Origin of the sequence: Prosthecobacter gellanilyticus (assembly GCF_007992435.1) — a bacterium.
Classification (GTDB): domain Bacteria; phylum Verrucomicrobiota; class Verrucomicrobiia; order Verrucomicrobiales; family Verrucomicrobiaceae; genus Prosthecobacter; species Prosthecobacter gellanilyticus.
On the sequence record NZ_BKAG01000019.1, the window covers coordinates 1 to 13,952 of the forward strand.

General features: G+C 61.1%; 7 protein-coding genes. 3 read left to right on the plus strand and 4 right to left on the minus strand.

Annotation, left to right across the window (positions count from 1 at the left end):
• Positions 1-38 precede the first annotated feature (38 nt).
• Positions 39-1,478, minus strand: coding sequence for a sulfatase family protein (locus BGE01nite_RS14195; protein WP_146851141.1), 1,440 nt, complete (start codon positions 1,476-1,478; stop codon positions 39-41).
• Positions 1,479-1,640: 162 nt separating this feature from the next.
• Here BGE01nite_RS14195 and BGE01nite_RS14200 point away from each other — a divergent pair, with 162 nt between their 5' ends.
• Entirely contained in the window at positions 1,641-2,666 is a 1,026-nt protein-coding gene (locus tag BGE01nite_RS14200; RefSeq protein WP_146851142.1) for a zinc-binding dehydrogenase, read from the plus strand.
• Positions 2,667-2,813: 147 nt separating this feature from the next.
• Here the strand turns inward: BGE01nite_RS14200 and BGE01nite_RS14205 are convergent, their stop codons facing one another.
• The 3 genes from BGE01nite_RS14205 to BGE01nite_RS14215 form a co-directional block, all read right to left on the minus strand.
• Positions 2,814-5,132 carry a hybrid sensor histidine kinase/response regulator gene (locus BGE01nite_RS14205; RefSeq protein ID WP_146851143.1) on the minus strand — a complete coding sequence of 773 codons (2,319 nt, stop codon included), beginning with the start codon at positions 5,130-5,132 and terminating at the stop codon, positions 2,814-2,816.
• 27 nt (positions 5,133-5,159) lie between these two features.
• Positions 5,160-8,420, minus strand: coding sequence for a PAS domain S-box protein (locus tag BGE01nite_RS14210; RefSeq protein ID WP_146851144.1), 3,261 nt, complete (start codon positions 8,418-8,420; stop codon positions 5,160-5,162).
• Positions 8,421-8,545: 125 nt separating this feature from the next.
• Entirely contained in the window at positions 8,546-8,986 is a 441-nt protein-coding gene (locus BGE01nite_RS14215; RefSeq protein WP_146851145.1) for a 23S rRNA (pseudouridine(1915)-N(3))-methyltransferase RlmH, read from the minus strand.
• Between the two features lie 163 nt (positions 8,987-9,149).
• On the opposite strand from BGE01nite_RS14215, the gene BGE01nite_RS14220 reads away from it, so the two are divergent.
• Together BGE01nite_RS14220 and BGE01nite_RS14225 are read left to right on the plus strand one after the other, a co-directional pair.
• A complete protein-coding gene (locus BGE01nite_RS14220) occupies positions 9,150-9,941 on the plus strand; it encodes a hypothetical protein (protein WP_146851146.1) in 792 nt (263 codons plus the stop codon).
• A gap of 241 nt (positions 9,942-10,182) precedes the next feature.
• Positions 10,183-13,845 (plus strand): PVC-type heme-binding CxxCH protein, encoded by a 3,663-nt coding sequence (locus BGE01nite_RS14225; RefSeq protein WP_146851147.1) that lies wholly within the window; start codon positions 10,183-10,185, stop codon positions 13,843-13,845.
• The last annotated feature ends 107 nt before the right edge of the window (positions 13,846-13,952 follow it).

Genomic DNA, 13,952 nt, shown 5'->3' on the forward strand with positions numbered 1-13,952 from the left:
CTTTAGTCCGCGCTCCGTCAGCCGCGCAGACCACGGCATCACTTGGCCTTCTTTCGCTTCCCCTTGCCCTTCGGAATCTCAATCCCAAGTGCCGGGCCATTGTCCGGCGGCATGGAATGATGCCAGGCCAGCAGCTTCTCGCTCATCTGCTTCACCACCTCTGGATGTTGCTCGGCCAGATTCATCGTCTCTCCACGATCCTTGGCCAGATCATAGAGCTGCGGCAGGCCGCCATCATACTCACAGAGGAATTTCCAATCTCCCTCACGCATCGCCAGATCTGGCAATCTCTCTGGCAGCCCAGGTCCTGCGGTCTTCCGGTCCGGTGGACGACGCCAGAAGATCGGAGCCGCACGTGAGCCCTCGCCTTTCCCCAGCAAGACCGAGGACATGTCCTCACCATCCAGCTTCACACCCTCCGGCACGGGCACACCCGCCACTCCCAGCATGGAGGGCATCAGGTCGAAAGCCGCAAAGACAGACTTTTCGTTAGACACGCCGGCCTTGCCCTTGTCCACCAAACCTGGTGCCCACACGATCAGCGGTGACCTTGTGCCACCTTCATAGAGGGTGGTCTTCGAGCCGCGAAAAGGTCCCGCGCTGCCAGCGCCCGGCTCAGGCCCATTGTCCGAGCAAATGAGCACGAGCGTGTTGTCCCTCAGCTCAGGATTCGCCCGCAGATACTCGAAGAGCTTGCCGAACTGCCGGTCCATCTCCTGCAGCACGGAGAGATAGAGTTCACGCTTGTTGTTACCCCATTTCGCCACAGGCGGCCACCACGGCCCATGCACATCATCCGGCCAGAGATTCACATAGAAGGGCTTCTTCTGGCTCGCCGCCTTGTCGATGAACGGAATCGCCGCATCGATGAAGCCCGTGGTGATCTCGGACCGCTGCATCCATGTCACCGGCTTGCCCAGGCGCTCCGCATCTCCCCAGATTTTTCCAGGCTCCTTGTCGCCGGGCTTCAGTGTCAGTGGCAGCAGTTTCGGCCCCATGCCTTCAAAGTTCGTGAGCGACTCATCAAACCCATACGCTGTGATCGGCGGCGCATCATCCACATCCCGCTGACCTCCGAGATGCCATTTGCCGAAGTGCCCGGTGGCATAACCTTTCTGCTGAAGCAGACGCGCCAATGTGGTCGCCTGCGGATCCAGCCACTGCGCCACTCCGCGCTTTTCATTGTCCGCACGATTGTTCAGATACGAGGTGATGCGCCACCTCTGCGGATACTGCCCTGTGGTCAGCGCGCAGCGTGATGGCGAGCAGATGGGCGAGTTCACATAGAACTGCGAGAAGCGAATGCCCTCCGACGCGATGCGATCAATGTTCGGCGTCTTCGCCTCCTTGTTCCCAAAGCAGGAAAAATCTCCCCAGCCCATGTCATCAATGAAGATCATGACAAAGTTCGGCTGGGCCGCTAAAGACGAGCCTAGCGCGGCACACGACAGGACCAGGGTGAGAAGAAAGCGCTTCATGATGGGTGCATAACGTGCACAAAACTGCGGACTTCCAGCCCCTTCGCACACCGCGCTATTCAGGATGCACCCGAGGAATCGTCACCGCCGTCCTTGTCGTGAATCATCCATTCTTTGTCGTGGTGCGGAGTGGAAATGACGTATCATCCCGCCTCACCAACCATGAAATCCGCCGCCGTCGTCAACTACGCTCCTGAAAAGGGCTCCGTCGAAGTCCGTGAAATCGAAAAGCCCACCATCGGCCCTGACGATGTGCTCCTCGAGGTCGCCAATGTCGGCGTCTGCGGCTCTGACCTCCACCAGTGGACAGCGGATCATTCCTGGCCGGTGAACTACCCGGTCGTGCTCGGTCACGAGTTCGGCGGTCACATTGTCGAGGTCGGCAAAGAAGTGGAGCACTGGAAAGAAGGCGACCGCGTGGTCTCCGAGACCGCCGCCATCATCTCCAAGGACAACCCGATGACGCGCCGGGGTCTCTACAATCTCGACCCCACACGCAAAGGCTTCGGCTACGGCGTGAATGGTGCCATGACCAAGTATGTGCGTGTGCCATCCCGCATCCTTCATCACGTTCCTGACCAGCTTCCTTTCGAGCAGGCCTGCCTCACCGAACCCTGCTGTGTGGCTTACAATGCCGTGGTGAAGAATGCGCGCATCGAACCCGGTGACCGCGTCATCGTCCTCGGCCCAGGCACAATCGGCATCCTCTGCGCTGCCATGGCCCGCCTCTGCGGCGCCGAAGTCGCCATCGTTGGTTTGCCCCAAGATGCTCATCGTCTAGAAATCGCGAAGCAGTATGGCTGCGAGGTCATCATCGGCGATGCCAAGCCCTGGGCGCAGCAGCGCGATGGTCTCGGCTGCGATGGTGTCATCGATGCCGCCGGTGCCAGCGTCACGCTGAAGATCGCCCTGGATATCGTCCGCCCTGCCGGCTGGATCAGCAAAGTGGGTTGGGGCCCTCAACCTCTCGGCTTCAACATCGACCCGCTCGTGCAGAAGAACATCACGCTGCAAGGCAGCTTCAGCCACAACTGGCCGATCTGGGAGCGCGTCATCGCTCTGCTCAGCAGCGGCCAGTTTGATGTCAAACCCATCATCGGCGGCGTCTGGCCCGTCACCGAATGGCACGAAGCCTTCGAGAAGATGCACAAAGGCGAGGTCGTGAAAAGCGTGCTGCGTCCGGTCTAATACCACCGAGGACAGCAGACTCTTTTAACCACTGATAGACACTGATAATCCCTTATGACCAAGCCATCAGAAGGCTTGGTCAGTATCAGTGCCCATTAGTGTTTATCAGTGGTTAACAAAGAGTTCGCTAAACACGAACGTGTCGCTTCACTTCCCGACCGCCCGCTGGTTCAGCACGCTCTTCACCAGACGGACCATGTCCATCGGCTCATAGGGCTTGGGAAGCACGGCGGCGAAGCCATAGCTGGCAGGCTTGGCCATGACGGGGTCGTCACTGTAACCGCTGGAGACAATGGCGAGCACCTCGGGATCATACTGGCGCAGCTTTTCCATGGTGCGCACGCCGCCCATGCCGTTCGGGATGCTCAGATCCAGGATGACCAGGTCAAAAGGCTTGCCGCTTTGCCGTGCTTCTTGGTAGGCCTTGACGGTCTCACTACCTTCCGCGGTCTCGGTGACCTCGTAACTCTGGCTCGTGAGATTGCGGACGATCAGCGCCCTCACGAGCGGATCATCTTCCAACACCAGGATGCGTGTGACCGCCGCCTGCGGAGCCGTTTCAAAGGCGCGGCTCAGGCCGAGCGCATCCACTTCCTCGCCATCCGCGTCGACGGGCAGATAGAGACTCACGCTGGTGCCCTTCCCGACCTCACTGCGGACAGAGATGGAGCCGCCGTGCGCCTTGGCGATGGACTCACACACCGTCAGGCCGAGACCCGTGGCGTTCTCCGCCTTTCGCGTGCTGAAGTAAGGCTCGAAAATGTGCGCCAGATTCTCCGTCGGGATGCCCTCGCCGCGATCCGTGACCTCCATGACAATGCCTGTCGGCGACGTCGGCACGTCACTGGTGATCTCATGCGGATAGCTCGCGCCCGGATCATGCGGATGACAGCGCACGGTGATCACCCCGCCGTCCGGCTGGGCCTGCTCGGCATTGCGGACGAGATTGCCTAACAAACGACGAATCTGCGCCGGATCCAGCGCCAGCGTGGGAAGGCTCGGAGAGATCTCCAGACGATACTCGATGCGCGCAGCGCGGCTGTGATGCTGGAAGAACTGGTCGATGAGCTCGCCAGCCCGCGTCGGCCGTTTGATCGGCGCACCACCACGGGCAAAGGTAAGGAGCTGCTGGACGAGCCCCTGCGCCTGCAGTGTGGCCTGCTTCGCTGTATGGATCTCCGGAAGCTGGATCACGGTGCGCAGGCGCATCTCGGCCAGTGAGAGATTGCCAAGCAGGACGGTGAGCAGGTTGTTAAACTCATGCGCGAAACCGCGCGCCAGAAGCCCGAGCGACTCGAGCCTGTCCAGGCGGCTCCGGCGCTCCGCCTCCTCACGCTTCGAGGTGATGTCCTGCAGCAGCAGCAGCAGGCCTTCTGCAAACGGATACCCGCGCAGCTCGATCCAGATCTGCTTTTCCTCAAGATAGATCTCCCGGCTCACCGACTCACGATGCAGCATGGCATGACTCAGCGAGCCATAGTGCTCCTCACGCGTGGCGGAAGGCAGCAGATCCCACAGGTGCGCGCCTAACAACTTTTCAGTCTGACGGCCCAGCAGCTGCTGCCCGCTCGCATTCGCATAGGTGATGCGCCAGCGCCCGTCGAGAGCGACGAGCGGATCCGAGATGCTCTCCACCACATCCACGAGCGGTGCTTGCGCAGAGGTCGTGGAAGATGTGGCCGGGGCGGCGCTCGTCGCAGGCGCGGCATCCGCCGGCACAGGCAGGGCACGGAAGAGAATGACCACGCCGGTGAGCTGTCCGCTTTGGTCACGCAGCGGTGTGGAGCGGTCCTGCACAGGCACACGCTGGCCCTCGCGCGTGGTGAGCCAGACTGTGCGCTCCTGAGGAGGCTGCGTCGGCGTGGCCAGCTCCACCATGGCAGGCTCACCGCCTGAATGATAAATGCGGAAGACCTCATGCAGGGAGCGGCCCACACATTCCGCCTGCGTCCAGCCAGTCACGGAGGCCGCGGCCGGATTGCTGAAAACGATGACTCCGGCGAGGTCCGCCACGATCACGCCATCGGCCAGACTCTCAAAGGTCTCCAGGTAACTCTGCTCGCGATGCCGGCGCTGCTGGTCTTCCTGCACACGCGAGGCCGCCACTTCCACGGTGAGCCTGAGCTCATCATGGCTGAAGGGTTTGAGCAAATACCCCTGCGGATGGGTTTCACGCGCACGATTCACCGTCTCCAGATCCGCGCACGCGGTCACATACACAATGGCCAGAGGTCCACGCTGCTGCAGACGGCGGGCGGTCTCGATGCCATCGATCGGTCCGTCCAGGTGCACGTCCATGAGCACCAGCTCCGGACGCAGATCATCATAGAGGCGGATGGCATCCTCACAGGTGGAGCACGTGCCCACGACCCGATAACCGAGGTCGTTCAGGAACGCGGCCATGTCACAGCCGACGAGGCCTTCGTTCTCGACTATGAGGATGCGGAGTCGGTCAAAACCGGTCATTTTAGATTTAGCAATACCAAGCTAACTCTAAATATCAGAACTTGCTATAGGAAATCGCAAACGAATTTCAGTTCCCCCGGACTCGGGGCGTTCCAGGACGAGCTGTCCCCTCATCTGCTCGGCAAAGACAGCCAGGATTTTCAGGCCCAGCCCGGAGGCCGTGCCAGGGCGCTGGCTGTCGGAAAGGCCGATGCCATTGTCCATCACCATCAGCTCCCCATGATCGCCCTCATCTTTCAGCGTCACACGGACCTCGCCGCGGCGTTCATCGGGGAACGCATGCTCAAAGCAGTTCGAGAGCGTCTCGTTCAGGGTCAGGGCCAGGGGCATCATCCACTCCTGCTGGATGTCCGCCGTTTCCAGGTCCAGATGCACGGGAATGCGGTCTGCAGAGACGGCGTAGCACTCCCGCAGACGCTCCAGCAGACCTTCGGCAAAGTCCCGGAAGCTACTGTTTTCCCCAGCCGCCACCTGATAAAGGTGCTGGTGCAGATCCGCGATGGACCGCACGCGGTTCTGGCTGGACCGCAGCGCATTCCGCGCATTCAGGTCCGTGATCGTGTTCGACTCCAGGTTCAGCAGGCTGGAGATGATCTGCAGGTGATTCTTGATGCGGTGATGCGTCTCTGACAGCAGCAGCCGTTCACGGGCCAGGTTCACCTCCGGAACCGCCTCACAGGGCGCCGGTGCTGGCAGAGGAGACTGCGGCAGGGGCTGCTCATGAGAGGGACCCGGCTCACTATGATAGGCCACGCCTGCCTCAGCAGCGCTCTCACCCACCATCTCACCGGGGTAGGAGGACGGGGCCTCATCCACAGGTGCCTCCACCTCCTCCACGATCTCATCATAGACCGTGGTCATGGCGATCTCATGCAGGGCGAAGTCAAACCCACCACCGCCGAGAGGCTCCACCTTGGCCTGCACCGGGTGGCGCGCGCCTGTGTGAGAGAAGCAGACCAGGGAATGGATCACCTTCGGATCCTGCGCATACACGGAGAGGTCGGCGTAGAAACCGGTGGCATCACTTGGCCGGAAATGCTGGTGCAGCGGACGCCCGAGCGCCTCCTCCTCAGCCAGGCCCAGCAACTCCAGGCCGCGCTCCGTGCAGGCCTTGAGACGGCCGTTCACATTCGTTTTGAAAATCAGAGTCTCCGTGGGCATCTGCCTGGCCACGGTGCGCGTCACTTTAGTCACACCACGTGCTGCGACGGGCGTCGGCATGGGCATCGGCATCGGCATCGAGGGCGCTGAAGCCATCAGGCGTGACAAAACAGACGTGGGCGAAAACGCGGGCGGCGGCGCGAAAACAGCCGGCTCCGCAGCCGTGGCAGGAGCAGTGATGTAGACCGGGACCTCCACAGGCACGGGCACTTCCACGCGGACCTCCACAGGCACCTCCACCCGGACTTCCACGGGCACCTCCACCACCTGCGGCGGCGGCTCCAGCTCGAAGAAATGGATGGTGCAGTGCGGCTCGCCCTCAGAGTCCATGACCTGCGCCAGATGCAGATGCACCGGGATCGGGTCATAGTCCTCGCGGATCACATGCACGTCGATCATGGTGCTGCGCTGGCTGCGCAGCTGCAGGTCACGCACGGCCTCGGCACGCGCCGCGGCGCCTGCAGAGTCTAACCAACGATCCAACGGATGACGGCGCAGCTCGGTCTTCGGATGGCCAAAGAGCTCCTCCGCGTTGTGATTCACCTCAAAGACACTTCCGGCCTTGTCAATCAGCACGATGGGCAGCGGAGACTCCTGCAGCAGAGCGCGGAACTTCGCCTCGGTGGCGCGCAGTTGCTCTTCATGGCGCACCTTCTCCGTCGCATCCTGAATGCTCACCAGCAATCCGCCGCCGGTCAGGCTCGCGGGCTGGAACTCCAGGTCCTTCAGCAGACCGTCTGCGGTGGCGAGTGTGAAAGTGCGGGTCAGCTGACGGCGCCACACATCCTCACGCCACAGCGTGGTCACATGCTCACGGTGCCGGTCATTCGGGCAGCCTGCGGCCAGCCACTGCTCCACCGTCTCGTCTTTCTGCACGGCGCGGCCCAGCAGGCGCGTGACAGGCTGGTTTTGAAAGAGCGGCTCACCGAGCTCATTCAGCACCAGCACACCGAAGGGAAGCGAGTCCAGATAATGCTTCAGGCGTGTCTCGCGTTGTGCAAAAGTTCGTTCGGCCTCATGCAGCGTGCGCAGCTCCTGCTTCGCACGCGCCAGATCATCCTGCAGACGGCGCAGCTCAATGCCGCTGCCCAGTCCATCCGCGGCCGGAGGCTGGGCGATCGCTGCCACGGCAGAGGCGATGGCGGGAAGGTTAGGCGGAGCGATAGGCGCTCTCAAAGCAGGTTCCGCTGGCAGTGCCACCGCGGTGAAAAGCTCCATGCCCTGCCCCTGAGCACCGGCGGAGCGTGTCAGCAGCCAGCGTGAGGGGCGCTGCGGCGCATGGCCATCCGCGCCCGGCCCGGCACTCCAGGCCACATGTCCCACACCGGAAGGTGCTGGCGCGGCGGGCACATTTAAAATAGAGGACGCCGGAGCACCCGGCTGCGTCAGGCTTTCCAGAGTGGTCAGCACCTGCTGTTTAAAGAGGCTGGACGGCGCGCCGTCTCCAAAAGCCTCCCAAAACTCTGTCTCACCCTCTTTAAGTCCGCGGGCCAGGCAGATGTTCGTGGCAGCCACGTTCGCCACCTGGACCACCCCATGGTTATTAAGAGAGACGATGGGGACCGCCAGATCCACAATGGTTCCGGCCGGGCTCGAAGCTTCCGCAGGCGCGCTCTTGGCGGCCGCCTCTTCTTGATTTGCGGATTCAGGCGGGGTCTCCCCCTGGCCGAAACGCTCGCAGGTGATCATCAGACCGCCCACGCTGGCATCCAGCTGGCGGCGCCACGGGCGCACTTCCCAGCGGTAGATGATGCGCCGTCCATCAGGTCCGGAGAGGGCATCATGCTCACTGCGGATGATGTGCCCCTGGAGCGCACGGTCATACACCTGGCGCCAGCCCGGGTGCAGGCTGGGAAACACATCATACTGGCTGCGCCCCATCAGGCCATGCACGGACCCGAGTCCAAACTCCTCCACCCAGGCGCGGTTCGCCAGGAGGTAGCGCATCTGGTGGTCAAACATGGCCATCGCCACGGGTGCATTCTCCACCAGCACATGCAGCACGCGCTCCATGTCATCCCCTCCGGGCATTCCATGGAGATGCTCACCATCAGGCACCACATCCGGCAGCGGCCCTGAGCCGGCAGCGCGCGGATGGATCACATTTCGGAGGACAGAAGATGACATGAGAGGCCCGGGAGACAAAAACTTGGTTTTTTTAAAATATAAGCAGGTCTTAGCTTCTCAACAAGGAGAAAGCGGGACAGATGTGATTCGCAGATCCGCAAATTGCTGGTGGCACGGAATTTTGATCATTCACGGTGGTAGGGCTCCTTTCTGAGGATGCTGTAGGCACGATAGATCTGCTCCATAACGACCACGAGGGCGATCTCGTGCTGCAGAGTAAACGAGGACAGGGTCCAGCATTCATCAGCGGCTTTTCGCAGCCGTTCAGAATGCCCGTCCGCACCGCCGATGATCAGGCTGGCGCGCTTCGTTCCTCGCACATCATGCTCCTGGATCCAGCCCGCCAGTTCCAGGCTCCGGCGGGCTTTCCCCCTCTCGTCCAACACAATGCGCAGGCTGTCTTCACTCGCCTGTAACAGCTGGGTCTCCACTTGCTCACGGGGCCCCTCTTTGATGACCATATGTTCCACACGCGCGGCTCGCTTCAGACGGCCCAAATAGTCCTCAAGCCCGGCCTTTGCCCAAGGCAGTGCAGGCTTCCCGACCGTGATGATTCTCCATTGCATATCTGCCCTGCTTTTCGGCTGAAACGCACATAAAAGCCAGTTATGAAAAACCTTAATTTAATAAAATATCAAGCAGTTCTACTCTTATCCGGAACTCATTATTGTTGCAAAAACAAAAAAGTTCACTAAACTGGGAATGCGAAATTAAAAAATTCGGACTCCCATGAACTCCCTTCAAGCGCTCTTACGTCTGCCGTTGCTCGGCATCACCGCGATGGCTGTCGTGTCTTGCTCCATCCCTCCGCGCGATGCGTGGAACCAGATTCAGAGCCGTGGCTTGATCACCTATTATATGAACAAGGGGTCGGGCGCACCGCTGAGCACGGGTTCATCCAGCCAGATGGTCGCTTCCCGTTCCACCAGCGCACCTCGCACAAGCGGTGCTATTGCGCAGCGTCGCATCGATACTCCGCCGCCTTCGCAGATCACGGGTGATCTTCCCGTCGCACGCGCTGTGGCTGATCTTCCTGGTTACGTCCGCTCCCCTTACACCACTCCAGGCCGTCTTGTGGACGTGCGTGGCATGGGTGCCGGATCCAAAGTGGTCTGCCCTTACACCCAGAAGCCTTTCATTGTGCCGAACGGTGTGAGCGCTGCTCCGAGCCAGGTCGCCGCCGCTCCCACACCCCGCGTGCGCAGCACTCCGCGTGTGGCTGACAACTCACCTCCAACTCCGCGCATCGAGCCGAAGCCCGCGCCAAGCGTGAAGCCGAACACGAACGTCGCCGCTGTGACCCAGCCTGAGCCGCCGAAGATCGAGCCTGCTCCAGCACCTGCCCCCGCACCTGCACCTGCCGCTGATCTGCCTTATGGCATCGCCATCCCCGGCCGCGCGGGTTTCGTGAACAGCCCGTATGCTGCGAAGCATCAGCTCGTCGACGTCACCGGCCTGCCCACTGGCATGGAAGTGAAATGCCCCTACACCGGCAAGCTCTTCCGCGTGCCACCGCAGTAGTCGCCCACGAACTCATCTTCACTTTTAAAAAGCCCTGCCTCACCGCAGGGCTTTTTTGTGCCCCAACGTAAAACCCCATTCGAATGGGGTTGCATCCACGATCCGCCAAAGAGCCCGCATCGACCATCTCTCGCGTCATCACCACCGCTCTACTTTCGTCATTCGTGATTTCCTTCCGATTCCTCCCAAAATTTGTCTGCCAGCTCGCCGCTGCTTTCTCGTAGCATCAGGCATATCAATCATGAAGAAGCACCACCCACTGCTCACGCTCTTTCTCACGAGCCTCGCTCTCGGCCTTCAACCGTCCATCAACGGCAAGGAACTCACCGGCACCTATCTGCCCACCACGAACGAATGTCCGTCACCGGAAGAAGCCCGCGCGAAAATGAGTGTGCCAGAGGGTTACGACGTCCGCTGCTTCGCTCATGAGCCGATGGTGCAAAATCCCGTCGCCATGACCTGGGATCATCGCGGCCGCCTATGGGTGGTGGAAGCCTATGAATACCCGAATGGTTCTCCGCATCCCGCACCTTTCGGGGGCGAGGCCAAGGATGATCAATACCATCCGATGCCGAAGGTCGTCGGCTCCATCCCTCGCGATCGCGTGATCATCCTCGAAGACACGAACAACGATGGCGAGGCCGACAAGCGCACCGTCTTCGTCGAAGGTCTCAACCTCGCCTCCGCCATCCTCTGCGGTGATGATGGCATCTACATCGGCCAGCAGCCGCACCTCATTCATTTCCGGGATGCCAATGGCGATGACAAACCGGACGACTGGCGCGTGGTGCTCACTGGTTTTGGACGGCAGGACACGCACGAGCTTGTGAACAGTTTTACTTGGGGTCCTGATGGCTGGCTCTACATGACCCACGGCGTCTTCACCAACAGCAGGGTCCGCCGCCCCGGCCAGCCCGAGAACGAAGGTTTCAAATTCGATGCTGGCATTGGCCGTGCGCGCCCCGTGAAGGTGGCTCAAACCCCAGGCCAGCCCGCACCTGCTCAGCTAACCAAAAGTGACGCAACGCCTCCCTCCTGGGAGTTTGAAGTCTTCGCCGATGGCACCAGCAATCCCTGGGGCTGCGACTACGATGCGGCGGGGAACTTCTTCATCAGCGCCTGCGTCATCGATCACTTCTTCCACATGGCACCCGGTGGCATCTACGTGCGTCAGGGCGGAGCGCCGGAGAACCCTTACTCCTATGAGCTGCTCCCCAGCATCGTGAAGCACAAGCACTTCCGCGCTGCCTATGCCGGTGTGCAGATCTATCAGGGCGGACGTTACCCGAAAGATACCTGGGGTCATGCCTTCATCGGCAACATCCATGACAACGCCATTCACGAAGAAGTCATCAGCCCCGTCGGTGCAGGCTTCAAATGCGAGCCTCGTCGCGACTTCCTCCGCGCCAATGACGGCTGGTTCCGCCCCGTGAGCACGCAAACCGGCCCCGATGGCTTCCTCTGGGTCATGGACTGGTGTGACAAGTATCCTTGCTACCAAAACGCCAAGGCCAACCCCGAAGGTGTCGATCGTGATCGCGGCCGCATCTGGCGCGTCGAACACGTAAACCGGACTTTCCAGTCCGGTTCCCCGTCCCGAGAACACACCGACCTCAACCTCAAAAAACTCTCCACCGAAGCCCTCGTCGAACTCTTCGAGCATCCCAACAACTGGATGCGCCGCATGGCACGCCGGGTTCTTGTGGAGCGCAAAGACGCCGAGAGATCCGCACGCCTCGAGTCCCTGGTGAAATCCGAGGAAGTCCCCTTCGCCCGCATGGAAGCCCTCTGGGCCATTGGCCAGCTCGACCACGATGGCAAGGTCGCCTCCACGCTCGACTACGCCGCCTCGCACAAGTCAGCTCCCTTCCGCCTCTGGGCCGCACGCTGGGTCGGCGAGCACGCAGCAGACACTTCCTTCAAGGAAGGTATGGACATCGCTGTGCCCGGTTTCCTCGAACGACTCGCGGGCGACAAGGATCCCGCCGTGCGCCTCGCCACCGCCATCGCTCTCCGTCAGTTCAGCGCGCGACGCCTCACCGTCGATGGTCGTGGCAAGGACCAGATGCGTCTCGCCTGGCCGGAGATGTTCACCGCGCTCATGAAAGCTGGCAGCCTTGAGAAGGACCGCATGCTCAGCTTCTCCACCTGGCAGGCCATCGAGCCCATGCTCGTCTCCAACCCCACCTTTTGGTTAGACTGGCTCGCGGAAACCGCTCCAGAAACCCAGCCCTTCTCGCAGGCCATCGTTCACAAGGCCATGCACCGTCTGTCCGACACTCAGAATGCCAAGCATGTGGATCGCGCCTTCGCCTTCTGTGAAGGTCTCACGGGTCAGGATGCGCTGCTCGGCACCGCGCTCGAAGGCCTGATCAAAGGCCAGGAGGGCAGCATCACCAAGCCCGTGCGCAATGTCTCCGCGGCTCTCACCGGCTGGCGCAAACATCAGGATCCCACCATCAGCGCTCATGCGCGCACCCTCGCTGTTCTGTGGGGAGATGAAGCCGCTGTTCAGGAACTGCTCATCGGACTCAAGGACACCCAGAAGAGCGAGAAGGACCGCATCGCCATTCTTCAATCTCTGCGTCAGGTCCGCACGGACTCCGTCAAGAATGCCGTCAGCTCGTTGCTCAATGACAACGAGCCCGGCACTCTCACCGTCACTGCCATTCGCATGGCCGCTGACATCGGTGGAGACGACTTCATCCCTGCCCTGCTCCGTCTCGCCGCTTCCAAAGACTTCCAGATTCGCTACGCCTCCATCGAAGCCCTCGCGGGTCGCGATGCCTGGACGGATGCCATGCTCGATGCCATCGCCGAAGGCAAGATCAGCGCCAGCGGTTTCCCTGCTCCCGTGCGCCGTCAGCTCGCCACCAGCAAGGACAAGGCGACTCGCGACCATGCCTTCAAAGTCCTCGGTGCCTGGCAGGACTCCTCCGAAGACATCAAGACCCTCATCGCCCAGAAGAAACAGGCCTGCCTCACCGGCGAGCCTGATCTCGCCAATGGCAAACTCTTCTTCACCGCCACCTGCATGGTCTGCCATGAGTTCCACGGCGGTGGTCAAAAGGTCGGTCCTGACCTCATCGGCAGCGGCCGCAGCAATCTCGATGCCCTCCTTGCCAACGTCATCGACCCTAACCAAATCATTGGCAACGGTTATGAGAACTTCACCCTGGCCACCAAGGACGGCCGCACTCTCAGCGGTCGTGTGGTCGAAGACACTCCCGGCCACGTAAAGCTCCTCGGCCCAGGCGGCGCTTCGCAGATCGTCGCACGTGCGGAGATCGCCACGCTCACGAACAGCCAGCAGAGCCTCATGCCCATGGGTTTCGGCAATCTGCCTGACACGGCCTTCCGCGACATGATCTGGTATATCCTAGCCCCACCTGAGGAGGGTCCGCTCACCCAGGAAAAGAAGGAACTCCTCATACGCGGCGTCGAACTCGCCGAGCCTGCCAAGCCTCAACCGCAAAAGACCAACTGGCGCGCCATCGACTGGGAAAGTGTCAGCCACTGGAATCCGGATTGGAAGGTGAATGCCCCCGACTTCGAGCGCACCCCCGTGAAGCTCGCTGAGTATCACGGCCAGACGAACGTCCTGCTCGTGCATCCCTTCACCGACAAGAAGACTCCCGCCAGCCTCGAGCAAAAACTCAAGGTCACCAAAACCAAGCTCAAATTCCGCGTCGCCTCCGATGACCGTGGTGACTGGCTCCTCAAAGTCATGGTCGATGGTAAAGAGATCAAAGAGCAGACCATCGACAACCAGAAGCCCCGCTGGAAAGACATCGAAGTCGACCTCACCCCTTACTCTGGCCAGGAAGTCACCGTGAAACTCGAAGCCCACCCCAACGGCTGGGCCTGGGAGTTTGCTTATTGGCAGGGCATCACCCTCGAGTGACCCCGAAGTCGCGAAGCGTCCTGGAGTGCGCCGGCCCTCCGGCGCTCTCGAAGGCCTAACGATGTTTTCGCGCAAGCTATCTTCGAAGGTCAATCGAGGGTCATCTG